The sequence below is a fragment of the Kitasatospora arboriphila genome (assembly GCF_039528095.1).
Lineage (GTDB): Bacteria > Actinomycetota > Actinomycetes > Streptomycetales > Streptomycetaceae > Kitasatospora > Kitasatospora arboriphila.
Map to the genome: position 1 here is coordinate 72,440 of NZ_BAAALD010000016.1, position 23,904 is coordinate 96,343.

21 protein-coding genes are annotated in these 23,904 nt (G+C 75.3%); 17 read left to right on the forward strand and 4 right to left on the reverse strand.

Annotation, left to right across the window (positions count from 1 at the left end; translation table 11 throughout):
• Positions 1-14: 14 nt before the first annotated feature.
• The 4 genes from ABD353_RS11565 to ABD353_RS11580 all read left to right on the forward strand — a co-directional run bounded on the left by ABD353_RS11565 (position 15) and on the right by ABD353_RS11580 (position 7,269).
• Positions 15-2,723: a phosphatidylglycerol lysyltransferase domain-containing protein gene (locus tag ABD353_RS11565; protein ID WP_344623429.1), complete on the forward strand. Its 2,709-nt coding sequence runs from the start codon at positions 15-17 to the stop codon at positions 2,721-2,723.
• Between the two features lie 127 nt (positions 2,724-2,850).
• Positions 2,851-3,405, forward strand: a complete 555-nt coding sequence (locus ABD353_RS11570) for a class F sortase (protein ID WP_425555137.1) — start codon at positions 2,851-2,853, stop codon at positions 3,403-3,405.
• Positions 3,406-3,424: 19 nt separating this feature from the next.
• Entirely contained in the window at positions 3,425-4,744 is a 1,320-nt protein-coding gene (locus ABD353_RS11575) for an alpha/beta hydrolase (protein WP_344623431.1), read from the forward strand.
• Positions 4,741-7,269 (forward strand): bifunctional lysylphosphatidylglycerol flippase/synthetase MprF, encoded by a 2,529-nt coding sequence (locus ABD353_RS11580; RefSeq protein ID WP_344623432.1) that lies wholly within the window; start codon positions 4,741-4,743, stop codon positions 7,267-7,269. Before ABD353_RS11575 ends, ABD353_RS11580 begins: the two co-directional genes overlap by 4 nt.
• Positions 7,270-7,286: 17 nt before the next feature.
• Here ABD353_RS11580 and ABD353_RS11585 read toward each other — a convergent pair whose 3' ends face one another.
• Complete coding sequence (locus ABD353_RS11585; protein WP_344623433.1) at positions 7,287-7,724, reverse strand: SsgA family sporulation/cell division regulator; 438 nt, start codon at positions 7,722-7,724, stop codon at positions 7,287-7,289.
• A 239-nt stretch (positions 7,725-7,963) separates the two neighbouring features.
• Here ABD353_RS11585 and ABD353_RS11590 point away from each other — a divergent pair, with 239 nt between their 5' ends.
• The 7 genes from ABD353_RS11590 (at position 7,964) to ABD353_RS11620 (ending at position 13,241) form a co-directional block, all read left to right on the forward strand.
• A complete protein-coding gene (locus ABD353_RS11590; protein ID WP_344623434.1) occupies positions 7,964-8,134 on the forward strand; it encodes a CopG family transcriptional regulator in 171 nt (56 codons plus the stop codon).
• Positions 8,131-8,517, forward strand: a complete 387-nt coding sequence (locus ABD353_RS11595) for a type II toxin-antitoxin system death-on-curing family toxin (RefSeq protein ID WP_344623435.1) — start codon at positions 8,131-8,133, stop codon at positions 8,515-8,517. The genes ABD353_RS11590 and ABD353_RS11595 overlap by 4 nt, the downstream gene beginning before the upstream one ends.
• Before the next feature lie 135 nt (positions 8,518-8,652).
• Positions 8,653-10,482 carry a DEAD/DEAH box helicase gene (locus ABD353_RS11600; protein ID WP_344623462.1) on the forward strand — a complete coding sequence of 610 codons (1,830 nt, stop codon included), beginning with the start codon at positions 8,653-8,655 and terminating at the stop codon, positions 10,480-10,482.
• A 54-nt stretch (positions 10,483-10,536) separates the two neighbouring features.
• Positions 10,537-10,929, forward strand: a complete 393-nt coding sequence (locus tag ABD353_RS40390) for a TM2 domain-containing protein (protein ID WP_425555138.1) — start codon at positions 10,537-10,539, stop codon at positions 10,927-10,929.
• Between the two features lie 2 nt (positions 10,930-10,931).
• Complete coding sequence (locus ABD353_RS11610; RefSeq protein WP_425555135.1) at positions 10,932-11,384, forward strand: DUF2752 domain-containing protein; 453 nt, start codon at positions 10,932-10,934, stop codon at positions 11,382-11,384.
• Positions 11,385-11,734: 350 nt separating this feature from the next.
• Positions 11,735-12,385, forward strand: coding sequence for an IclR family transcriptional regulator (locus ABD353_RS11615; RefSeq protein WP_344623436.1), 651 nt, complete (start codon positions 11,735-11,737; stop codon positions 12,383-12,385).
• A gap of 40 nt (positions 12,386-12,425) precedes the next feature.
• Positions 12,426-13,241 (forward strand): hypothetical protein, encoded by an 816-nt coding sequence (locus ABD353_RS11620; RefSeq protein ID WP_425555136.1) that lies wholly within the window; start codon positions 12,426-12,428, stop codon positions 13,239-13,241.
• Between the two features lie 44 nt (positions 13,242-13,285).
• On the opposite strand, the gene ABD353_RS11625 is transcribed toward ABD353_RS11620, so the two are convergent.
• The gene (locus tag ABD353_RS11625) at positions 13,286-13,768 is read right to left on the reverse strand and encodes an Lrp/AsnC family transcriptional regulator (RefSeq protein WP_263105176.1); all 483 of its coding nucleotides are present in this window, start codon (positions 13,766-13,768) and stop codon (positions 13,286-13,288) included.
• Positions 13,769-13,982: 214 nt separating this feature from the next.
• Between ABD353_RS11625 and ABD353_RS11630 the strand changes: the two genes are divergently transcribed.
• A complete protein-coding gene (locus ABD353_RS11630; protein ID WP_344623437.1) occupies positions 13,983-14,528 on the forward strand; it encodes a VOC family protein in 546 nt (181 codons plus the stop codon).
• 32 nt (positions 14,529-14,560) lie between these two features.
• On the opposite strand, the gene ABD353_RS11635 is transcribed toward ABD353_RS11630, so the two are convergent.
• Positions 14,561-15,106 (reverse strand): hypothetical protein, encoded by a 546-nt coding sequence (locus ABD353_RS11635; RefSeq protein ID WP_344623438.1) that lies wholly within the window; start codon positions 15,104-15,106, stop codon positions 14,561-14,563.
• Positions 15,107-15,273: 167 nt separating this feature from the next.
• On the opposite strand from ABD353_RS11635, the gene ABD353_RS11640 reads away from it, so the two are divergent.
• From ABD353_RS11640 to ABD353_RS11655, 4 genes are all read left to right on the forward strand, one after another.
• Positions 15,274-15,990 (forward strand): response regulator transcription factor, encoded by a 717-nt coding sequence (locus ABD353_RS11640; RefSeq protein ID WP_344623439.1) that lies wholly within the window; start codon positions 15,274-15,276, stop codon positions 15,988-15,990.
• Positions 15,991-16,073: 83 nt separating this feature from the next.
• The gene (locus ABD353_RS11645; protein WP_344623465.1) at positions 16,074-17,399 is read left to right on the forward strand and encodes a sensor histidine kinase; all 1,326 of its coding nucleotides are present in this window, start codon (positions 16,074-16,076) and stop codon (positions 17,397-17,399) included.
• A 201-nt stretch (positions 17,400-17,600) separates the two neighbouring features.
• On the forward strand, positions 17,601-19,124 hold the full coding sequence (locus ABD353_RS11650; protein WP_344623440.1) for a glycoside hydrolase family 18 protein: 1,524 nt from the start codon (positions 17,601-17,603) through the stop codon (positions 19,122-19,124).
• A gap of 227 nt (positions 19,125-19,351) precedes the next feature.
• On the forward strand, positions 19,352-20,788 hold the full coding sequence (locus ABD353_RS11655; RefSeq protein WP_344623441.1) for a glycosyltransferase 87 family protein: 1,437 nt from the start codon (positions 19,352-19,354) through the stop codon (positions 20,786-20,788).
• 353 nt (positions 20,789-21,141) lie between these two features.
• Here the strand turns inward: ABD353_RS11655 and ABD353_RS11660 are convergent, their stop codons facing one another.
• Positions 21,142-21,558, reverse strand: a complete 417-nt coding sequence (locus tag ABD353_RS11660) for an SsgA family sporulation/cell division regulator (RefSeq protein WP_344623442.1) — start codon at positions 21,556-21,558, stop codon at positions 21,142-21,144.
• Positions 21,559-21,769: 211 nt separating this feature from the next.
• Here ABD353_RS11660 and ABD353_RS11665 point away from each other — a divergent pair, with 211 nt between their 5' ends.
• Positions 21,770-23,848 carry an RDD family protein gene (locus ABD353_RS11665; protein ID WP_344623443.1) on the forward strand — a complete coding sequence of 693 codons (2,079 nt, stop codon included), beginning with the start codon at positions 21,770-21,772 and terminating at the stop codon, positions 23,846-23,848.
• Positions 23,849-23,904 lie beyond the last annotated feature (56 nt).

The following is a 23,904-nucleotide window of genomic DNA, read 5'->3' on the forward strand; positions in this document are numbered from 1 at the left end:
TGAGCCGTCGTCAGATGGTGGGAACCGTCCCGCCGCGCCGCCTCCCGGAGGTCCCGTACGCCATGTGGCAGTCGCTGCTCGACGCGTACCGGGAGCGGATCGTCGACACCGGACGCGAGCCGCTGTTCCTGCTGCTGGTGGGACTGCTGGCCTCCTTCCTCTTCATCCGCTTCAGCGTCCGGATGATCCGGCGCGGCACCAGCTGGTGGCCCGGCAACGTCACCCCCGGCGGCCTGCACATCCACCACGTGGTGTTTGGCCAGGCCCTGGTGCTGATCTGCGGCGTGGGGGCCTTCACCGTCCGCGGCAACGGCGGCCAGCTGTGGAACGTCCTCGCGTTCGGCTTCGGCATCGGCGCCGGCCTGGTGCTCGACGAGTTCGCGCTCGTCCTGCACCTCCAGGACGTCTACTGGAGCGAGCAGGGCCGCAAGTCCGTGGACGCGGTGATCCTGGCGGTCGCCTTCATCGCCCTGCTGCTGATCGGCGAGCTGCCGTTCGGCGGCTTCAGATCCCGGTTGACGGCCGGACAGTTCGTCGGCGCAGGAATCCTGCTGCTGCTGGTCGGGATCAGTCTCTTCAAGGGCAAGATCTGGACGGGCCTGCTCGGGGTGATGCTGCCGCCGCTGGCCATGGTCGGCGCCGTCCGGCTGGCCCGGCCGCAGAGCCCCTGGGCGCGCTGGCGCTACCGCACCCGGCCCAAGCGGATGGCCCGCGCCGAACGCCGGGACGCCCGGATCCACGGACGGATCGTCGCCGCCAAGACCTCCTTCTACAACGTGCTGGCCGGCGCCCCCGACGCCGAGACCGCACCCGCCGGCGCCGCACCGGCCGACGGCCCGCCCGCCCCGCCGGCCCCCCGCCCGGAGCCGGCCCGGGCACCGGCCCCGGAGCCCGGGCCGAAGGCCCCGGCGGCCGACCGCGACCGCGGCGGGGCGGCCGCCTCCGGGGCCGGGCGCGGGCCCGCCCCGTCGGTGCCCGTCTGGCGCCGCCGGTTCGCCGCCGGCGCCGAGTGGTACGTCCGGGTGGTCGCGCTGCTCAACCTGGTCGCCGGGCTGATCGAGCCCTTTCGCCAGCAGGTCCAGCGGGCCAACCGCGGGGACTTCTTCACGCCCGTCCTGGTCGCCTCCGGCTTCACCGGCGCGCTCTTCGCCGGGCTGCTCGCCGTCATGCTCCGCCGCCGCAAGCGGGCCGCCTGGACGGTCACCACCGTCCTGGTGGCGATCTACACCGCGCTGTTCGGCTGGGCGCTCGCCTACGTCGACTACAGCGAGCACCCCTTCAACTGGATCTCCGCCCTGATCACCGTGACCCTGCTCGTCGCGCTGCTGATCGGCCGGCCCGTCTTCACCGCCCGCGGCACCCGGGGCAACGTGGTGCTGGCCGCCGTCGTCCTGGTGGCCGGCGGGGCCCTGCTGACCGTGCTCGGCGCCGCGGTCGTCCGCGCCACCTACCCCGACACCCCGCCCGACTGGGGCGACGCCTCGCTGTACGTGCTGCTGCGCCTGCTCACCCTCTCCGGGGTCGTCCAGGTCGCCGACGTGGACGTGCCCGGCTGGGTCGACCTCGGGATCAACCTGTTCGGCGCCGCGCTGCTGCTGATCGCCCTGCGGGTGCTGTTCCGCTCCCCGCGCGGCCACGTCGCGCAGCAGCCCGAGGACGAGCAGCGGCTGCGCGACCTGCTCGCCCGGCACGGCGCCCGTGACTCGCTCGGCTACTTCGCGCTCCGCCCCGACAAGGCGGTCTGCTGGTCCCCGTCCGGCAAGGCCGCCGTGCTGCACCGGGTGGTCAACGGCGTCGCCCTCGCCTCCGGCGACCCGATCGGCGACCCGGAGGCCTGGCCGCAGGCGATCGAGGTCTGGCACCGCCGGCTGCGCGAGCAGGGCTGGATCCCGGCCGTCACCGGCGCCGGGGAGGCCGCCGCCACCGCCTACACCCGGGTCGCCGGGCTGCGCGCCCTGGAGTTCGGCGACGAGGCGGTCGTCGAGACGGCCGGCTTCACCCTGGAGGGCCGCGCCATGCGGCCGCTGCGGCAGGCGCACAGCCGGGTCCGCAAGGCCGGGTACCGCGCCGTCGTCCGCCATCACCGCGACATCCCCGACGGGGAGATGGCCGACCTGATCCGGCTCGCCGACGCCTGGCGGCACGGCCGCACCGAACGCGGCTTCTCGATGGCGCTCGGCCGGCTCGGCGACCCCGCCGACGGCGACTGCCTGATGATCGAGTGCCGGGACGAGAACGACCGCACCTGCGCCCTGCTCAGCTTCGTCCCCTGGGGCGGGCACGGGCTCTCCCTGGACCTGATGCGCCGTGACCGGGAGTCCGACAACGGCCTGGTCGAGTTCATGGTCACCGAGCTGCTGCTGCGCGGCGCCGCCGGCGAGCTGCAGGTCGCCCGGGTCTCGCTGAACTTCGCCATGTTCCGGGCGGTCTTCGAGGAGGGCGGCCGGCTCGGCGCCGGGCCGGTGCTGCGGCTGTGGCGGGCCGTCCTGCGCTTCCTCTCCCGCTGGTGGCAGCTGGAGTCGCTGTACCGGGCCAACGCCAAGTACCGGCCCGACTGGCAGCCGCGCTACCTGCTCTACGAGAAGTCCACCGAGCTGTTCGCGATCGGCCTGGCCAACGCGATGGCCGAGGGCTTCGTCACCCGCCCGCGGCTGCCCGCCGTGCGCCGCCGCCGGAACGGGCCTCACCCGGGCGGGGCAGCGGCGGATGTCCCGGTCGGCTGACGGCCCTTCACTTGAGACGGGCCGCGCAGGGCGGACCGGCGGACGGGAGCACGGGTTGGGCGGACAGCGCAGGAGCCCCTGGCCGGGCACGCTGGCGGCCGGCGCCGCCCTGGTGCTCGGTGCCTGGATGCTGCACGGCGGCGGCATCCTGCCCCCGCTGCCCACCGCCGAACAGGGCGTCGACGCCCTCGGGCTGCCCATGGTCGTCGCCCCGCCGATGCCCCGTTCCGCGCCGACCAGGATCCGGATCCGCAGCGCCGGCATCGACGCGCCCGTCACCGGCCTCGCCCTCGACGACGACGGCCGGCTGCAGCCGCCGCCCGAGGACGACGACAACCTGGCCGGCTGGTACGCGGCCGGCACCGCCCCCGGCGAGAGCGGCACCGCCGTGCTGGCCGGCCACGTCGACACCGCCGACGGCCCGGCCGTCTTCTACCGGCTCGGCACCCTGCACCGCGGCGACCAGGTGGAGGTCGTCCGCGCCGACCGCACCACCGCCCACTTCGCCGTCGACGGCGTGGAGGTCTACCCGAAGAAGGACTTCCCCGACCGGAAGGTCTACGGCGCCTCGCCCAACGCCCAGCTGCGGCTGATCACCTGCGGCGGCGGCTTCACCAGGCAGCACGGCTACGACGGCAACGTGGTGGTCTACGCCCACCTCGTCCGCGCCGCCACGGCCTGACCGGCAGGGGGAGCAGACCGTGGACCGCAGCCTCGCCTCCTGGAACCCGCTCGACTGGCCGATCACCACCGGCGTCGTCCCCTACGCCCTGCTGGTCGCCGGCAGCGCCGCGCTGCTGCTGCTCGTCCTGGTCCCCGCGCCGCGCTGGTGGCCGCTGCGGCTGCCCGCCGCCGTCCTCGCCGCGGCCGCCGGCGGCGTGCTCACCGCCCTGACCGTCAACAGCTGGTGGCAGCCGTTCGCCGGCGGGCTGCCCGACGAGGTCACCGCCTGGATCGCGCTCGCCCTGCTCGGCCTCGCCCTCGCCGTCGCCCGCTTCGTGCCGACCGTGCCGCCGCGCACCGCCGGCAAGGTGCTCGTCCCGGTCGCCGCCCTGCTGGTCGGCGTCATGGCCGCCTCCCAGGTCAACCGCTTCTACGACGAGTACGGCACGCTCCGCGCGATGCTCGCCCCGGCCACCGAGGCGCTGCCCACCGGCCGGGACCCGCACACCGTCGCCGCCCCGCCCGGCGGAGCCCTCGCGCAGGTCTGGCACCCGCCGCCCGGCCTGCCCGCCCGCGGCACCCTCGCCAGGACGCCGATCCCCGGCGCGAAGTCCGGGTTCGACGCCCGCGACGCCTACGTCTGGCTGCCGCCCGCCTACCGGGCCAGCCCCCGACCGCTGCTGCCGGTGCTGGTGCTGATGGCCGGCCAGCCCGGCAGCCCCTCCGACTGGGTCTCCTCCGGGCAGCTGGAGACCACCATGAACGACTTCGCCGCCGCGCACGGCGGCCTCGCGCCGATCGTGCTGATGGTCGACCAGACCGGCTCCACCTGGGGCAACAGCCTGTGCATGGACTCCCGGATCGCCCGCGCCCAGACCTACCTCGCCGAGGACGTCCCCGACTGGACCCGCCGCCACCTGCAGACCGCGCAGGGCCGCCGCTCGTGGGCGATCGGCGGGCTCTCGCTCGGCGGCACCTGCGCCCTCCAGCTCGCCGTCAACGCCCCGCGGGTGTACGGCACCTTCCTCGACATCTCCGGCCAGCGCGAACCCACCCTCGGCAGCCACCAGCAGACCGTGCAGCGCGCCTTCGGCGGCGACGAGGCCGCCTTCGACGCCGTCGACCCGCTGCACGTGATGGCCCGCGAGCGGTTCCCCGACACCGCGGCGACCTTCGTGGTCGGTGACGAGGACGGCGAGTACGGGCCGCAGCAGCGCACGGTGCACGCCGCGGCCGTCGCGGCCGGGATGAAGGCCCGCTCCATGACCGTTCCGGGCGGCCACGACTGGAACACCTTCCGCGCCGGACTCGCCGACAACGTGACCTGGCTCGCCCAGCAGACGGGACTGATCACATGACCGACCGCACCACCGCGGACACCGACCGGGCGCCCGCCCGGCCGGAGCCCGAGTACGGCAGCCGCCCCGCCCGGCTCGCTGCGGCCGCCCTCGCCCAACTGCGCCGGGCCCCGCTCACCCTCGCCCTGATCGCCGTCCTGTGGGTGGTCGGCGCGGCCACCCGCAGCCTCGGCACCGGGCCGTCCGACTCCCTGCTGCCGTACGTCGGCGTCGGCATCCCGAGCCTCGCCGACGGCCACTGGTGGACACCGGTGAGCTCGCTGTTCTGGTGCTCCGGCATCGGCTCGTACGTGGTCACCACGCTGCTGCTGGCGGTCTTCGGGCCGTTCGCCGAACTGCGGCTCGGCACCGCCGCCGCGGCGGCCGTGCTGCTCGGCGGGCAGATCGCCGGCACCCTGCTCGGCACCGCCGCCGTCCGGCTCGGCGTCTCCGCCGACCTCGGCTGGACGAAGGCGATCCAGGACCAGATCGCCGTCGGCCCGACCATCGGCGTGTTCGCCCTCGGCGCGGTCGTCAGCTTCCGGCTGACCGCGCTCTGGCGGCGCCGGCTGCGGCTGGTGGTCGTCCTGGTGCCGCTGGTGCTGATGCTCTACGTCGGGCACCTGCAGGGCGTCCAGCGGGTCGCCGCGGTGCTCGCCGGGCTGGCCGCCGGCACCCTGGCGCACCGCCACCGCGGACACCGCCCGCACCGCGCCTCGCACACCGAGACCCGGGTGCTGGTGGCGCTCACCCTCGCCGCCACCGCGCTCGGGCCGCTGGTCGCCTCCCTCTACCGGGACGCCATCGGCCCCTTCAACACCCTCGCCGACCTGTACTTCTCGCACGTCCCGTCCTCGGCGGAGGTCGCCGACGCCTGCGCCGGGTCGGCCAGGGCCTGCGCGCACGCCCACTCCGCCGTCCGCTACTTCGACTCCCCGGGCCGGCTGATGGCCGCCCTGGTGCCCGTCCTGCTGCTCGTCCTCGCCGAGGGCCTGCGCCGCGGACTGCGGCTCGCCTGGTGGCTCACGGTGCTCACCGAGCTCGCCTGGGTCGGGGTGCTCGGCTGGCTGCTGGCGATCAACTACGACGACTTCGCCGCGGACGGCGGCACCGGGCTGCTCTTCGAGCTCGTCGGCGAGGCGCTGCTGCTGCCCGTCGCGATGCTGGTGCTGCAGGCCGTCACCCGGCGCAGCTTCGACCAGCGGACGGCGCCGCGGGTGCGCGACCGGCTGGCCGCCGTCGTCGGCGGCGCCCTGGCGGTCTGCTGCGCCGCGTACGTCGGCATCGGCTGGCTGATCCGCGACCAGTACGAGCCGGACGCCACGGCCGCGGGGCTGGCGGCAGGCCTGCCCTCGGTGCTGCTGCCGCCCGCCTACGACGAACTGCTGCCGGACCGGCCGATCGCCGCCGGCGGCGGCGCGCAGGCCCTGGAGATCGCGGTCGGGCTGGTGTTCTGGGCGGTGGCGCTGACCGCGCTGCTGGTGGCCTTCCGCCGCCCGGTGGTGCACGCGGACGCCGAGGACGCGGCCCGGGCCCGCGCGCTGCTCACCGAGTACGGCGGCTCGACGCTCTCCTTCATCTCCACCTGGGACGGCAACCACTACTGGTTCGACGGGGACGGCCGGGCCGCGGTGCCGTACCGGGTGATCGCCACCGTGGCGCTCACCACCGGGGACCCGTTCGGCGAGCCGGAGGCCCGGCGGCGGGCGGTCGCCGGCTTCGCCCGCTACTGCGACGCCCGGGGCTGGACGCCGTGCTTCTACAGCGTCTCCGCGGACGCGCGGCAGGCCGCCGAGCAGCTCGGCTGGCGCTCGCTGCAGGTCGCCGAGGACACCGTGGTGCCGCTGCCCGACCTGGCCTTCACCGGCAAGAAGTGGCAGGACATCCGGACCTCGCTGAACAAGGCCGGCAAGCAGGGCATCACCGCCGAGTGGTGGACCTACCGGGAGGCGCCGATCGGCATCCGCGACCAGATCCGCTCGATCTCCGAGGAGTGGGTCTCCGACAAGGGCCTGCCCGAGATGGGCTTCACCCTGGGCGGGCTGGCCGAGCTCGACGACCCGGCGGTGCGGATGCTCGTCGCGGTGGACGGCGACCGCACCGTGCACGGGCTGACCAGCTGGATGCCGGTCTACGGGGCCGGGCAGCCGGTCGGCTGGACACTGGACTTCATGCGCCGCCGCGCGGAGGGCTTCCGCGGGGTGATGGAGTTCCTGATCGCCTCGGCCGCGCTCGGCTTCAAGGAGGAGGGCGCGCAGTTCCTCAGCCTCTCCGGGGCGCCGCTGGCCCGCGCCGACCGCGGCGGCGAGCCGCCGACCGCCCTGCAGCGGATGCTCGACTGGATGGGCAAGGCGCTGGAGCCGGTGTACGGCTTCCGTTCGCTGCTCGCCTTCAAGGCGAAGTTCCAGCCCGAGTACCGGCCCATGTACATGGTCTACCCCGACCCGGCGGCGCTGCCCGCGATCACCCGGGCGATCGGCAAGGCGTACCTGCCGCACATGACCCCGGGGCAGGGGGTGCGGCTGATGCGCAAGCTCTCCGCCTGAGGCGCCCGGGGCCGCCGTCAGCCGAGGAGCTCGGCGAGCGCGCGGTCGGCGTCCAGCAGCAGGGCCTCGTCGCCCTCCGGGACGGCGAGGAGGGTCTCCGCGAGGAAGTGCCGCAGCTGGGCGCCGTCGAACTGGAGCAGGGCCACGCCCTCGGCGGAGCGCAGCTCCAGCATGGTGCGCCCGGACGCGGCGGGCCGCAGGTGCACGTCGCCCATGCCGCTCGGGGCGTCCAGGCCGGCGGCCAGCAGCCACCGGGCGAAGACCCACTCGACCTCCGGCGGGGCCTCGGGCAGCGGCGTGCCGTCCAGGGAGAACTCGGCGGGGAAGGCCATCCGGACGGCCAGCGGGTCGTCGGACCGGTAGCGCAGGGCCACCCGGAGCACGGCGGTGCGGTGGGTGGTGACGTAGAGGCGGGCCTGGACGACCTGTTCGACGACGATGGGCGCAGCTGTCATGGCGGTTCCTCCCGGTGTCGTCCTGCCCCGAAGTTCGCGGGCGGAACGTGTGACGTGTGTGGATTCTGTGACGGCCGGGGTGCGGCCCGTCGGGAGGGGAGAGCGGGACGGCGGACCGTCCTTACCGGGCGGGGGCTGTGAGCCCGGTCACCCGCACCGGCCGGCCGACCCGGCGGGCCGGGACCCGGCGCCGAAATCCGGTACCGGTCCGGGCCGCGCCGCCGGTAGCGTCCCGGCGCATGACCGAGCAGACCACCGGCCGGCCGCCCGAGGGCGGCGGCCGTCCGCAGCACGCCCGGGGGCCGCAGGAGGAGCGCCGCGAGGCCGACCTGCGGCGGGCCGAGATCCGGCGCCTGGGCGCCAAGTACGCCGAGTGCCACGCCGAACTGCTGAGGAGGCTGGGGGAGTGAACCGCCTGGAGACCGCCGAGCTGCTGGAGCTCGCCGCCTTCGCCTGCCGGGGCCGTCCGGCCGAGCTCCGCGAGCCCGGCCTGCTGGACTCCGCCGCGCACCGGCCGTCCGCCGGGATGTTCGGGGTGGAGGTCTACCCGGGCGTCTTCGAGAAGGCCGCCGCACTGCTGCACGCGGTGGCCTCGAACCACCCCCTGGTGGACGGCAACAAGCGGACCGCGTGGATGGGCGCGGTCGTCCTGCTGGACCTCGCGGGCACCGACATGGCCGGTGTCGACCAGGACGCGGCGTACGAGCTGGTGGTGGCCGTGGCGGCCGGCGAAACCACCGACGTCGGGGTGATCGCGGAGCGGCTGCGGGCGCTGCACGAGGGTCGAGCCTGAGCGGGCGAACCGGCGCGGCCCGGTAGGCTGGGCTGGTTGTCCGACCACCGCCCGACAGCGGGCTGGGGCCGCGAAGACCGCCCTGACCTGCGACGATCCCCTCCGGAGCCCGTGAGTACCGCCGCCGCCTCCCCGATGTCGCCGCTGTTCTCCGACGTTGCCTCGCCGCACGCGCCCGTCCGCCCGGCCGGCACGTCGAACGCCTCGCACCACCTGTCGCCGGCCTTCCCCGGCCGTGCCCCCTGGGGCACGGCCGGCAAGCTCCGGGCCTGGCAGCAGGGTGCGCTCGACACGTACATCGAGAAGCAGCCGCGCGACTTCCTCGCGGTCGCCACCCCGGGCGCGGGAAAGACCACCTTCGCCCTGACCCTCGCCTCCTACCTGCTGCACAACCACCTGGTGCAGCAGGTGACGGTCGTCGCGCCGACCGAGCACCTGAAGAAGCAGTGGGCGGAGGCCGCGGCCCGGATAGGCATCCGGCTGGACCCGGCGTACTCCTCGGGCCCGCTCTCCAAGGACTACCAGGGCATCGTCGTGACCTACGCGGGCGTCGGGGTCAACCCGATGCTGCACCGCAACCGCACGGAGGCCCGCAAGACCCTCGTCATCATGGACGAGATCCACCACGCCGGTGACTCGAAGTCCTGGGGCGAGGCCTGCTTCGAGGCCTTCGAGCCCGCCACCCGGCGGCTCGCGCTCACCGGTACGCCGTTCCGCTCGGACACCAACCCGATCCCGTTCGTGGCGTACGAGGCGGACACCGACGGCCTGCGCAAGTCCGTCGCGGACTACACCTACGGCTACGGGCACGCGCTGGCCGACCACGTCGTCCGCCCGGTGATCTTCCTCTCGTACAGCGGCAACATGCGCTGGCGCACCAAGGCCGGTGACGAGCTGGAGGCCCGGCTCGGCGAGCCGATGACCAAGGACCTGATCGCCCAGGCCTGGCGCACCGCGCTCTCCCCGCAGGGCGAGTGGATCCCCAGCGTGCTGCAGGCCGCCGACCGGCGGCTCACCGAGGTGCGCAAGGCGATCCCGGACGCCGGCGGCCTGGTCATCGCCACCGACCAGAACGTGGCCCGCGCCTACGCCAAGCTGCTGCGCGAGATCAGCGGCGAGAAGGTCACCCTCGTCCTCTCCGACGAGGCGGAGGCCTCCAAGCGGATCTCCGACTACTCGGCCGGCACCTCGCGCTGGATGGTGGCCGTCCGCATGGTGTCCGAGGGCGTCGACGTGCCCCGGCTGTGCGTCGGCGTGTACGCCACCTCGATCTCCACCCCGCTGTTCTTCGCGCAGGCCGTCGGCCGCTTCGTGCGGGCCCGCAAGCGCGGCGAGACGGCCTCCGTCTTCCTGCCGACCATCCCGATGCTGCTCGGCTTCGCCAACGAGATGGAGCTGCAGCGCGACCACGTCCTCGACCGGCCGAAGAAGGAGGGCGAGGGACTCTTCGACGAGGAGGACCGGCTGCTCGCCGAGGCCGAGAAGGCCAACGACGGGCCGGACGCCGGCGGCGAGGAGTTCTCCTACGAGGCGCTCGGCAGCGACGCGGTCTTCGACCGGGTGCTGTACAACGCCATGGAGTTCGGCATGCAGGCGCACCCGGGCAGCGAGGAGGAGGAGGACTACCTCGGCATCCCGGGCCTGCTGGAGCCGGACCAGGTGCAGATGCTGCTGCAGAAGCGCCAGCACCGGCAGATCCAGCGCTCCAAGGCCAAGCCGGCCGAGGAGGCCGACCTGGTCGAACTGCCCGCCGAGCAGCGGCCGGTGGTGACCCATCAGGAGCTGCGCGAGCTGCGCAAGGAGCTGAACGCGCTGGTCGCCGCCTGGCACCACCGCACCAACCAGCCGCACGGCACCGTCCACAACGAGCTGCGCCGGCAGTGCGGCGGACCGCTGACCGCGCAGGCCACGGCGAACCAGCTGAAGGCGCGGATCGCGAAGATCCGGGAGTGGGCGAAGGGCTGACGCCCGTTCGGGGTGACGGGGGCCCGGGCGGAGTCTCCCGACTTGGCAAAGAAAGTGTGGAGACACGCGGTCATACGATCCGTTAATCTTCCGCGTGCCCGGCTCCGGTACGGACCTCCACGAGGTGACGGACCGGCGCCCCGTCCCACATGCCGAGACCCGGCCGTCCCGCACGGCGGGCCGGCCGCGCACCGAACGAGGAGTCACCCCGTGGCGTACACCGCCCAGAACCCCGAGCTGTCCGACAAGTCGAAGGTCGTCGCAGGCCTCCTGCAGATCTTCCTCGGCGGCTTCGGCATCGGCCGCTTCTACACCGGCCACGTCGGCATGGGTGTCGCCCAGCTGCTCACCTGCGGCGGTCTCGGCGTCTGGGCCCTGATCGACGGCATCCTCTTCCTGGTCAGCGACACCCGCACCGACGCCCAGGGCCGCACGCTGCGCGCCTGACCGTGCGCCCCGCCCGGACCCGGCCGCACCCCCGCCCCGCGAGCAGTGCGGGCGGGGGTGCCCGCCGTCGTGCCGCGCTCCCGCGGCACCCGGCGGCCGGCCCCCTCGGCCTGCTCGCGGCCGCCCTCGCCGGCGCCGGGTACCTGTACACCCGCGACCCCCACCTGCCCGGGCAGGCCCTGCCCTTCTGCCCCTTCCACCGCCTCACCGGCCTGCAGTGCCCCGGCTGCGGCGGCACCCGGGCGGCCTGGGACCTGCTGCACGGCGACCTGTCCGCGGCCTGGCACGACAACGCCGCCCTGCTGCTCGCACTGCCCTTCGTCGCCGCCTGGTACCTCGTCCGACTGCGGCACGGCCTGGCCGGCCGGACCTGGCGGCTGCGCCTCGGCCCCCGCACCGTCGCCGCACTGCTGACCGCGGCGGCGCTCTGGACGGTCGGCCGGAACCTGCTCTGAGCGCCCCGGTCCGAGGGCCGCCGTGTCCGGAGTCCGGTCAGATATCGAACACCTGAGCCATTCAGGGCCCGGAATGTGGGCTTAATGTCCGTATTTGCGTCTCGACTTTGCGTCGATGATGACCGAATTTTGGACAACTACTTCCGCAGCGTGCGAAGAGTTCACTACCTTCTCCCCACGCTCGCTCGACGGACCACCCCCACCCCGAGAAGAGCACCGCGGAGCTGTGCCCTCGTCGATGGCGCCGAGCCAGCTGCTCCAGCGCGGACACCCACCTGCGCGTGACACCTCCGTCCCGGCCCGAGCCCCACGCCGGCGCCGGTGCCCGCCGCGGAAAGGACTTGCGCGTCGTGACTGCCGAAACCTCCCAGACCCTGGACCGAGGGGTCCGGGTCCTCAAGCTCCTCGCCGACTCCGAGCGCGGCCTGACCGTGACCGAGCTCGCCGCCCGGCTCGCCGTCAACCGCACCGTCGTCTACCGGCTGCTGGCCACCCTGGAACAGCACGGCCTCGTCCGCCGCGACATCGGCGGCCGGGCCAGAGTCGGCCTCGGGGTGCTCCGCCTCGCCCACCGCGTCCACCCGCTGCTCCGCGAGGCCGCACTGCCGGCCCTGCGCAGCCTCGCCGAGGACCTCGGCGCCACCGCCCACCTCACCCTGGTGGACGGCAACGAGGCGCTCGCCGTCGCCGTCGTCGAACCCAGCTGGACCGACTTCCACGTCGCCTACCGGACGGGCCTGCGCCACCCGCTCGACGAGAGCGCCGCCGGCCGCGCCATCCTGGAGGCCCGCGGCTTCCCCAGTCAGCGCCGCCCCGACCAGGGCTTCGTGATCACCCGCGCGGAGGAGCAGTCCGGCGCGAGCGGTGCCGCGGCCGCCCTGATCGGCCTCAGCGGCATCGAAGGCAGCGTCGGCGTCGTGATGCTCAACGGCCTGGTGCCCGAGCGGGTCGGCCCGCGCGTCGTCGAGGCCGCCACCGAGGTCGCCGACGCGCTGCGCTGACCCCGTACCGCGGGCCCGGCGGCACCGCCGGTGTGGTTCGATGCGGGATGTGTCTCCTGCGAAGCTGCCCACGGCCCTGACCGCCCCCAAGACCCGCGCCCTGGCGCTGTGCACCGTCCTGGTGCTCGCGCTGTTCGGGGTCACGGCGTTCGTGCCGCTGCCGTTCACGCTCACCCAGCCGGGCGTCACCGCGAACACCCTCGGCAGCTACAACGGGGTGCCGGTCATCACCGTCACCGGCACCCCGGTGCGGACCACCGGCGGCGAGCTGCTCGCCACCACCATCTCCGCCACCAACGCCGGTGAGAAGATCAGCTTCCGCGACGCCCTGCGGGCCTGGATCCGCGAGGACGAGGCGGTGCTGCCGACCGAGGCCGTCTACCCGCAGAGCAACCCCGGCAAGGCCGAGCAGGAGACCGCCCAGCAGATGGCCGAGTCCCAGGACAGCGCCACCGCCGCCGCCCTCTCCTACCTTCACCTCTCGCCGTCCCAGGTCACCGTGAAGATCGACCTCGGCGACATCGGCGGCCCCAGCGCCGGCCAGATGCTCAGCCTCGGCATCATCGACAAGATCGCCGGGAACGGCCGCGGCGGCGACCTCACCGGCGGCCGGGTGGTGGCCGGCACCGGCACCATCGACGACCAGGGCGTGATCGGCGCGGTCGGCGGCGTCGCCCTGAAGACCCGGGCCGCCGCCCGGGACGGCGCCACCGTCTTCCTCGTCCCCGCCTCGGAGTGCTCCGACGCCAAGGTCGACACCCCGCAGGGCCTGCGGCTGATCCCGGTGGCGACCCTCGCCTCCGCCGTCGCCGCACTCGACGCCCTCGACGGCGGCGGCTCCGTGCCCAGCTGCTGACCCCGCGTCGGGGCCGCTCCGCGGGCGGCCCGGGCCGCGCCGGGTCACTCCCGGGCGGCCTGCTCCACCAACGGCAGGATCCGGTACGGCACCGGGTTCTCCAGGGCGATCGCGGTGGACGCCCGGACGATCCCGTCGAAACCCACCACCCGGTCGATCACTCGCTGCAGGTCCGCGTTCGACCGCGCGACGATCCGCACCAGCATGTCGCCCTGCCCGGTGATCGTGTGCAGCTCCAACACCTCCGGCACCGCCGCCAGATGGGCCCGCACGTCACTGCCCTGGCCCTGCGAGATCTCCAGCGTCGCGAAGGCCGTCACCGGGTAGCCGAGCGCCGCCGGATCCACCTGCGGACCGAAACCCCCGATCACCCCGCGCGCCTGCAGCCGGTCCAGCCGGGCCTGCACCGTGCCGCGCGCCACCTGCAGCCGCCGGGAGCACTCCAGCACACCGATCCGCGGCTCCTCGCTCAGCAGCCTGATCAGCTTTCCGTCGAGTGCGTCGATCGCGTCGTTGGGTGAGTGCACAACCGCTCCGTCCGCCGGCCGGTCCGACGGTCGGTCGTCCCGGTGGGCAATCTGTCCAGTGGGTGCGGCCATTCTCCGGCCCCCGGGGGCACCTTGCCCAGGAGGAAACGGAACAGTTGCGCGCCCCGAGGAGCCGCGCCACCCTCCTGCACACCCCGGCGGGCGGCCGCTCCGCCCCCGAACCGTCCCCGGGGCGACCCGGGGAGGCCCTGCCATGACCGCGCACATCGCCAACACCCGCTACGCCCTCCGCCCTTGCCCCTCGCCCGGGGCACCGCCCACCGGGGCGGGCCCGCTCGCCGCCACCGACGCCCTCGTCCTCGCCGTCCGCGACGCCCGCCGCGCCGCCCACCACTACCGCACCGCCCTCGGCCTGCACTGCACCGCCTACACCGGACCGGAGACCGGCAACCCGCAGCTGCGCGCGTACGTTTTGGAGGCCGGCGGCGCCCGCTGGGTGGTCAGCTCGCCCGCCGGCACCGGCGGCAGGCTCGCCCGCCACCTCGCCGAGCACGGCGAGGGCGTGCTGGAGGTCGTGCTGCGGGTGCCGGACGTGCACTGGGCCTTCGACTACGCCGTGGACCGCGGCGCCGCGGCCGTCACCGAACCCCACGAACTGAGCGACCGCCACGGCACCGTCGTGCTCGCCGCCGTCGGCGACGGCGGCCCCGTCCGCCACACCCTGGTCGACCGGACCGGCTACACCGGCCCCTACCTCCCCGGATACGTCGCCCGCCCCGGCGCCGGCTCCGCCGCCTGAGCGACCGCCGGGGCGGCCGGAGCGGCGGGAGGTCAGCGGACGACGGTCTGGACGTCCGGCGGGTGGCCGTTCCAGGTGACGAACACCGAGTTGGCCTTGTCGTCCTTGGAGAAGTCGATCCGCATCCAGTGGTCGCCGTTCCACACCTGGACCTGCCAGCCCGCGTCCGGCGTCGCCGAGACCAGGTCCGCCCGGTCCGGGTGGATGTCCAACGCCACCCGGCCGCCCGGCACCAGGTAGCTGCGCACCGAGGACGGCGACGGCGGCTTCACCGTAGGCGAGGCCGACCGGATCGGACTCGGCAGCGTCGGCGCCGCCGACGGCGAGGGCGGTGCCGAGGACGCGGAGGGCGAGGGGTCGGCCGGTGCGGTCGACCCCGGCTCCTCGCCCGAGTCCGTCGCCGAGGCCGCCGGCGGCAGGCTCGCCGCCGCCTGCGTCGTCGAGGACGGCAGCGGCACCGCCTGCGGCCGCTCGAAACCCGCCTCGGTCAGCACCGTGTGCACGCCGTACCAGGACAGCGCCACCGCCGCTCCGGTGGCCACCGCCCAGGCGCCGATCTGTACCAGTCCGCTCCGCATCGTCCGCACATCCTGCCGCATCCCGCGCGGCCGCAGCGCCCCGGGCCCGGCAATCCTGTGAAAGGTTGCGGCAACCCTGTGAAACGTCCGCGCCGGAGCACGGGCAATCAACGCATAACGCCCGAGGTACAGACCAATGGGGGGCCCATGCCGTACCGTGCAGGGCCATGGCAACAGTGCTCGTGGTCGAGGACGACCCCTTCGTACGCTCCGCGCTGATCCGACACCTCGCCGAGACCGGCCACGCGGTGCGCAGCGTGGGCACCGCGTTGGAGGCACTGCGGGAGGTCGCCCAGGTCGGCTGCGACCTGGTGATCCTCGACCTCGGCCTGCCCGACCTCGACGGCAGCGAAGCGCTCAAGATGATCCGCGGCCTCACCAACGTGCCCGTCATCATCTCCACCGCCCGCGACGACGAGGCCGAGATCGTCCGCCTGCTCAACGCCGGCGCCGACGACTACCTCGTCAAGCCGTTCTCGCCCGAGCACCTGACGGCCCGGATGGCGGCCGTGCTGCGCCGCCTCGGCGGCGGCAGCGCCCCCGCCCCCCAGGTCCTCCGGGTCGGCGGACTCGCCATCGACGTGCAGCGCCGCGAGGCCGCGCTCGACGGCCGGTCGCTCGACCTGACCCGCCGTGAGTTCGACCTGCTGGCCTTCCTCGCCGCCCGGCCCGGCGTCGTCGTGCCGCGCAAGGAGATACTCGCCGAGGTCTGGCGCCAGACCTACGGCGGCGACCAGACCATCGACGTGCACCTGTCCTGGCTGCGCCGCAAACTCGGCGAGACCGCCTCCCGGCCCCGCTACCTGCACACCGTCCGCGGCGTCGGCGTGCGGCTGGAGGCCCCGAGCGGCACGGTCGCCGACCCGGTGGGCCGCCTGACATGACGCCCCCCGGCACCGGGCCGACCGGCGGGGACGCCACGGCCGCGGACACCTCACCCGCCACGAGACCCCGCTTCACCCGCTCGCTGCGCTGGGCCCTCGTCAAGGCCGCCGTCGCCGGCACCACGATGGTCGCGCTGGCCTTCCTCATCCCGCTCGGGCTGATGGTCCAGCAGACCGCCAGCGACCGCGCCTTCACCGCCGCCGAACGCCAGGCCGCGGCCCTCGGCCCGGCCCTCGCCATCACCACCGACCAGGACCCGATCGCCCGCGCCGTCGCCGCCGCCGACCTCGCCACCGCGGGCGGGGACCGCAGCGACGGCAGCGGACGGGCCTTCACCGTCCGGGTCGCCGGCGGCTTCGCCCTGCTCCAGCCGGTCGCCGTCGAGGGCGGCCGGATCGCCGTCGTCGAGGTGTACGTCGCCGAGGCCGACCTCAGCCGCGGCGTCGGCACCGCCTGGCTGGTGCTCTCGCTCGTCGCCCTCGCCCTGGTCGCGATCGCCGTCCTGGTCGCCGACCGGCTCGGCGCCCGGATCGTCGGCTCCGCCCGCCGCCTCGCCGGCGCCGCCCGCTCGCTCGGCGCCGGCAACCTCGCCGTCCGGGTGCCCGTCGACGACGCCCGCGCCAAGGGCGCCCCCGAGGAACTCCGCGAGGCCGGCCACGCCTTCAACGCGATGGCCGACCGGGTCGTCCACCTGCTCGCCGCCGAACGCGAACTGGCCGCCGACCTCTCGCACCGGCTGCGCACCCCGCTCACCGTGCTGCGGCTCAACGCCGCCTCGCTCGGCAACGGCGACGCCGCCGACGCCACCCGGCACGCGGTCGCCCAGCTGGAACGCGAGGTCGACCAGATCATCCGCTCCGCCCGGCGCGGCCGCGACGAGACCCCCGCCGTCCAACTCGGCTGCGACGCCGCCGAGGTGATCCGCGAACGGGTCGGCTTCTGGTCCGCGCTCGCCGAGGACGAGGGCCGGCCCTGGCAGCTCGCCGGCGCCGACGCACCCGTCCACGTCCCCGTGCAGCGCGGCGACCTCGCCGCCGCCGTCGACGCCCTGCTCGGCAACGTCTTCCGGCACACCGCCATGGGCACCGCCTTCTCCGTCGACGTGCTCGCCACCGAGAGCTCCGTCATCGTGCTGGTCGGCGACGCCGGACCGGGCTTCACCGACCCCGAGGCCGCCATCGAACGGGGCTCCGGCCACGGCGGCGAGGGCTCCACCGGCCTCGGCCTGGACATCGTCCGCAAGCTCACCGAGGCCACCGGCGGCGACCTCGCCCTCGGCCGGTCCGCCGGCCTCGGCGGCGCCGAGATCCGGCTGCGCCTGCAGACCCGCCCGTCCGGCGACACCCCGCGGGCCGGCCGGCGGCGGCGGGTACGGCCCGGCCGCCGCCGCACCGCCGGGGTCGAGTAGCGGACCGCGGGTGTGCCGTGGCCTGTCGGGCCGTGGGGCCCGGCCGCGCCCCACGAGGCCGGGGCCCTGGCCTTAAGAGCTCCCTAAGAGAGGCTCACCCCTTCCTGAGCAGCGGTTTCACGGGGTTTACGGGCCGGTAGCGTCGGCGGCGCCCGGGTCGGCCAGGACCCGGCCCGACCCCTCTCAGCGGAGGTACCCGACATGCCGAGCCAGCCCGTCCGACGCCAGGGCCACCGCCGTCGCAGCCGCAAGGGCGCCGTCCTCGGGGCCTCCGCGATCGCCACCGTGCTCGTCGCGGGCGGCGTGGCCGCCCTCGCCTCGTCCGCCAGCGCCGCCTCGCTCGGCGCCGTGTACAGCCGCACCAGCACCTGGGACAGCGGCTACACCGGCCAGTACGTGGTCAGCAACTCCACCTCCGCCGCGATCGACGGCTGGACGCTCAGCTTTGACCTGCCGGCCGGCGCCAAGATCTCCTCGCTGTGGAACGCCAGCTACACCGCCTCCGGCCAGCACGTCACCGTGAAGCCCGAGTCCTGGAACAAGCGGATCGAGGCCGGCCGCACCGTCGACGTCGGCTTCGTCGTCCAGGGCTCCGGCGGCGCCCAGGCCGAGCCCGGCCACTGCCTGATCAACGACGTGTCCTGCAGCACCGGCCCCGCCCCCACCCCCTCCGGCCGGCCCACCACCGCCACCCCGAAGCCGACCCCCAGCCCCACCGGCAGCACCACCAAGCCGACCGCCACCCCGACCCCCACCGCGACGAAGACCACCGCCTCGCCGACCCCCACCAGCACCGGCACCCCCGGCGGCGGCCGCTTCGCCCCCTACGTCGACACCTCGCTCTACCCGGCGTTCGACCTGGTCGGCACCGCCAAGGCCACCGGCGTGAAGCACTACACCCTCGCCTTCGTCGTCTCCGGCGGCGGCTGCACCCCGAAGTGGGGCGGCGTCAGCGACCTCAACACCGACGCGGTGGCCGCCCAGATCGGCGCGCTCCGCGCGGCCGGCGGCGACGTCCGGGTCTCCTTCGGCGGCGCCAACGGCAGCGAGCTCGCCACCGCCTGCTCCTCCGCCGGCGAGCTCGCCGCCGCCTACCAGAAGGCCGTCGACGCCTACGGCCTCACCAAGGTCGACTTCGACGTCGAGGGCGGCGCCCTCGCCAACACCGCCGCCAACACCCGGCGCGCCCAGGCGATCGCCCAGCTCCAGCGCACCGCCGCCGGCAAGGGCAAGGCCCTGGACGTCTCCTTCACCCTGCCGGCCCTGCCCAGCGGCCTGACCCAGGACGGCATCAACCTGGTCTCCAACGCCAAGGACAACGGCGTGCAGGTCGGCGCGGTCAACATCATGGCGATGGACTACGGCGACGGCGCCGCCCCCAACCCGCAGGGCCGCATGGGCAAGTTCGCCATCGACGCCGCCACCGCCACCCAGGCCCAGATCAAGGGCGTCCTCGGCCTCTCCGACAGCGCCGCCTGGGCCAAGACCGCCGTCACCCCGATGATCGGCGTCAACGACGTCGCCAGCGAGGTCTTCACCGTCGCCGACGCCACCCAGCTCGCCGAGTTCGCCAAGACCAAGCACCTCGCCTGGCTGGCCATGTGGTCCGGCACCCGCGACAAGGCCTGCCCCGGCGGCGCCAAGGCCTTCGCCGACGCCACCTGCAGCAGCATCGACCAGCAGCCGCTCGCCTTCACCCGCGCCTTCGGCGCCTACACCGGCTGACCGACCCCGCGACCGCGCGCGGCGCCCGTCCGCCCGCACGCAGGCCGCGGAACACGGCGGCACCCTCCGGAGCACGGGGCCGGAGGGCGCCGCCCTGTCTCCGTCCCGCCGCCCCGCCGGCCGCTGCTCCGACCTGTGGAGCGGCGGCCGTCCGCCGTCGTGGCCTGGGGGTCCGCGGGACGCGTCGGGTAGTGTCGCAGCTGGTTCACCGGCGGACGGAGCGGAATGTGACAGCGGTGCGCGAGGCCGACCGGACGGCCGGCCGGCAGCCCGAACAGCAGTCCCGGCCCACCCCGGACACCGGACGCCGACAGCTCCGGAACCCGCTCCGGGCCCCGCTGCAGGCCCTCCGCGCGGCCCCGCGCGGCCCGCTCACCGCGGCCGCCGCCCTCGCCGTGGTCTCGCTGCTCGCCTACGCCACCGTCCGGCACTTCGTCGGCACCTCGATGGTCGACATGATCGTCTACCGGGCGGAGGGCGCCGCCGTCGCCGACGGCCACGACCTCTACGCGCTGCGGGTCACCGAGTGGAACCTGCCCGCCACCTATCCGCCGTTCGCCGCGATGCTCTTCGTGCCGACCACCTGGTTCGGCATCGGCGTCCTCCGGGTCGCGATCACCGCCGGCAACGTCGTCCTGCTCGGCGTCCTCGCCCACCTCTCCTTCAAGCTCGTCGGCTGGCCCCGCCGGGAGGTGCGCCCGATCGGCATCCTGCTGGTCACCGGCCTCGGCGTCTGGCTCGAACCGGTCTTCACCACCCTGCGCTACGGCCAGATCAACCTCGTCCTGGCCTGCCTGATCCTCTGGGACCTCAACCGCCCCGACAGCCGCGGCACGGCCGCCGCCGGACCGCTGCACCGCCTCCCCAAGGGCGTCGCCATCGGCATCGCCGCCGGCATCAAGCTCACCCCCGGCCTCTTCGCCGTCTACCTGATGATCACCGGCCGCGTCCGGGCCTCCCTCACCGCCGGCCTCACCTTCCTCGGCACCTTCGCCCTCGGCGCCCTGCTGCTCCCCGACGCCACCTGGGGCTTCTGGACGAAGTACCTCTACGACTCCAGCCGCGTCGGCAAGACCGAGATCGTCGACAACCAGTCCGTCCGCGGCGCCGTCGCCCGGCTGCTGCACACCGCCGACCCCGGCACCCTGGCCACCCTCGCCGGTGCCACCGTCGCCGTCGCCGGACTCGCCACCGCCGCCTGGGCCCACCGCAGCGCCCGCTGGCTGCCCCGCGGCGAGGCCTGGGGCATCTGCTGCGCCGCGGTCACCGCCGTCCTCATCTCGCCGATCAGCTGGACCCACCACTGGGTCTGGTGCGTCCCGGTGCTCGTCCTGCTCGCCGCCGAGGCCGCCCACGAACGCTCCCGGCCGGTCGCCGTCCGGCGGCTCCGGTGGCGGCCGATCTTCGGCGCGACGCTGCTCGCCTTCCTCTCCTTCGCCATGTGGGTCGTCCCGCACAAGGGCGACCTCGACCAGCACCTCGCGCCGCTCGCCCAGATCCCCGCCGCGGTCTACCCGCTGGTCGGCGTCGGCTTCCTGGCCGCTGCCGCCGCCCGGGTCGCGGCGCGCCGCCGCGCCGCCGGGGAGCCGCTGCTGCGACTGCCCGAACAGCGCCCCGGCTCCTGGGCCGACGGCCGCCGCTCCGAGGGGCGCGTCCGCGCCTAGGGCGCGACTTCGCAGGTGCACGGATGCCTCTCAGGGGCCTCCTGGGGGCGCGTGGGGGCACCTGACTGCCCGCGCCTCCGAAGACCGGCTCCAGGGCCTCCCGGACGGACGTACGGCGTCGGCACGCCCCCGCGGCGTGCCGTGGCCGTCCGGACCGTCCCGCTCGTCCCGTCCGATCGGTGGCCGTACCCGGCGAGCGGTCGGCGGCGCCCCACCGGCACGCCGCAGGGCCGGCACGCCGCAGGGCCGGCACGCCGCAGGCCCTGGCACGCCGCAGGGCCCGTTCACCCGGGCGTGAAGCCCAGCGGCCGGGTGACCGTTCACCCGGGCGTGGGGCCGCTCGCGCCCGCCGTTCACGCCAGCAGCTCGGCCAGGCAGTGGTCCATGTCCAGGGCCGCCAGCTCACCGCCCGGCGGAACCAGCCGGTGCGCCCGCTCCAGCCACCCGGCCACCGGTGCCAGCGGCGCCTCCAGCAGCGCGTCCCCCGCCGGGGAGCTCAGCGCCAGGCACAGCACCCCGCGCCGCCCCGACCGCTTCGGCCAGATCCGGACGTCGCCCTGCCCGCACGGCCGGAACGTCCCCTCCACCAGCAGCTCCCGTGCGAACACCCAGGTCACCGGGTTGCCCGTGTCCAGGTGGAAGGTCACGTGCACCGCCAGCGGGTCGTGGCTGCCGTACGACAGCCGGGCCGGCACCGGAACGCTGCGCTCCGGCGACAGCACCAGCTCGACGTCCAGCTCCAGTTCCACCACGCTCGGGGTCTGCTCCATGGCCGGATCCTCTCCGCTCGACCGGGCCGCCGTTCGGCCCCTCGGGAGAGGAGAGCGGCCCGCCCGCGCGCTCTTACACGGGTTCGGGAAGGAGTGTTTTTCCGGAGAACCCGCGGGAAGGGCGGGGCGGAAGTACTACCCTTTGTGACTGCCTGGCGACTGTCCGCCTGCGCTCCAAGCGTCATCGGCGCTGCCACGAAAGAAGAACCGCATGACGGACCGACCCAACGGCGGCGCTGCGGACACCGCCGTCGGCCCCATGCCGGGCTACTACCCGGACCCGTCCATCCCGGGTTTCGTCCGTTACTGGGGTGGCACCGGGTGGGTCCCCGGCACCACCCGCCCCGCGCCCGCCGAGGGCGAGGTGCTGGAGCCGCCTCGCATCGTCAGCCGGCAGACCCCGCCGCTCGTCCCGCCGACCGCCGCCCCGCCCGTCGCCGTACCGGCCGCCGTCCCGTCGGCCGCCCCGGGCGCTGCACCGGCCGTGCCGTCACCGGCCGGGCCTCCGGACGCCGAGTCCGGGTCCGCGTCCAGCGGGTCCGGTTCCGGTTCCGGATCCGCCGAGTCCGGGTCCGGGGCCGCGTTCGCGTCCGCCGAGCCTGCAGGGGCCGAGCCCGCACCAGGTGAACCCGCACCGGCCGGGGTGCCGGCACCGGCGATGCCGTCGCTGCCGGACTGGCCGTCCCCGCCGCTCTCCGACTCGGACACGCAGACCGGGCCGGTGTACTTCGACGAGACGTCCGCCGGGGCCTCGTTCGTGATGGCCGCCCACGCCGAGGTCGAGCTGCGCCCCCGCGCGGACGTCGCACCGGTGCGGGCCGAGCAGCCCGCCCTGCGCCACGTTCCGCCGACCCTGGTGCCCCCGCCGGCCGCGGTCGTCGTCCCGTCCGCCCGCTCGGCCCCGCCCGAGGCCCTGCCCGAGGCCCTGACCCCGGCGGCGCAGCCGTCCGCCGCGCAGGAGGCGGAGGAGCGGGTCCCCGCGGCGCGGTCCGGCGGGTCCGGGTGGCAGGCCGATCCGAGGGCGCAGCGCGGCCTGCTGGAGACCGGTGCGGCCCCGCGCTGGGTGTCCTGGGGCGTGCTGCCGACCGGCGCGGAGGTTGAGCTCGGCGAGGTCGAGCACGCGGCCGCGCCCCCGTCCTTCCCGGCGCCGGCCCCCGTCCGGGCCCCCCAGGCCCTCCAGGCGGCACCCGGCGCGGTCGCCGCCCCCGAGGCCGAGGCGGCCGAGGCGCAGGCCACGGAGAACTCCGCGGTGCACTCTGCGGCGCCCGAGCCGGTGGTGGCGGAGGAGGAGCCGGAGGCGCCGCCGACACCCGAGGCGACGGTCGAGGCCGAACCCGACGTGCCCGCCGTGACCGAGCCTGCTCCCGCGGAGCCTGTCACGGCCGAGGCGGTGCCTGCGGTGGAGGCGTTGTCGGAGGTCCCGTCCGTCGAGCCTGCGCGTACGGTCTCCGAACCGGCTCGGCGTGAGGAGCGGGTGCCGAGGGAGGCGTCCGCCACGGCGCTCCGGCCGGAGACTGCCCGGTCGGCGGCTCCGCAGCGCGCGGCGTCCCGTTCCCCGGAGCCCGGCGCCGGCGCGGCGGCCGCCCCGCGGGTGGCCGAGCGGCCCGCAGCGGCCCGCCGTCCGTCGACACAGATGTCGTCCGCACCGGCCCCGTCGGGGCAGGCCCCGTCCGGTCGGCGTGCTGCCGAGCAGCGCCCCGCCGAGCAGCGCCCGGCCGCGGCGGCACGCAAGGGGGCCCCGAAGCAGGCGACGAAGCAGGCATCGAAGCAGGCGCCGAAGCCGGCCGCGCTGCAGTCCGCCGGGCTCGGCCGCCGGCTGGCCGCGCGGATCGTCGACTCCCTGCTGGTCCTGGTGGTGGCGGCCGCGGCCGGGGTGCCGCTCGGCACGGAGGCCGTCGCGCACGTCCGGGAGAAGCTCGACCAGGCGCGGGCGGCCTCCGCGCTGGCGGGCCACGAGGTGCGGGTCTGGCTGGTCGACGGCGTCGTCCTGGGCAAGGCGGGCGTCCTGATCGGCGTCCTGGTGGTGTTCGGCGTGCTGTACGAGGTGCTGCCGACGGCCCGGACCGGCCAGACCTTCGGCAAGCGGCTCGTCCGGATCCGGGTGGTCGACGCCCGAGGGGGCGGCAGCGGGCGGCGCACACCGCCCTCGTTCGGCCGATCGCTGGTGCGATGGGCCGTCAGGCAGCTGTCCGTGCTGATGCCGGTCGGCCTGCTCTGGCCGCTGTTCGACCGGCGGGCCCGCCGCGGATGGCAGGACCGGGCGGCCGCCACCCGCGTGGTGAAGGGCTGATCGGACGTCACCGCAGGGCGCGCCGTCGGCACGCTGTCGGCGCCTCTCCGGGCGGT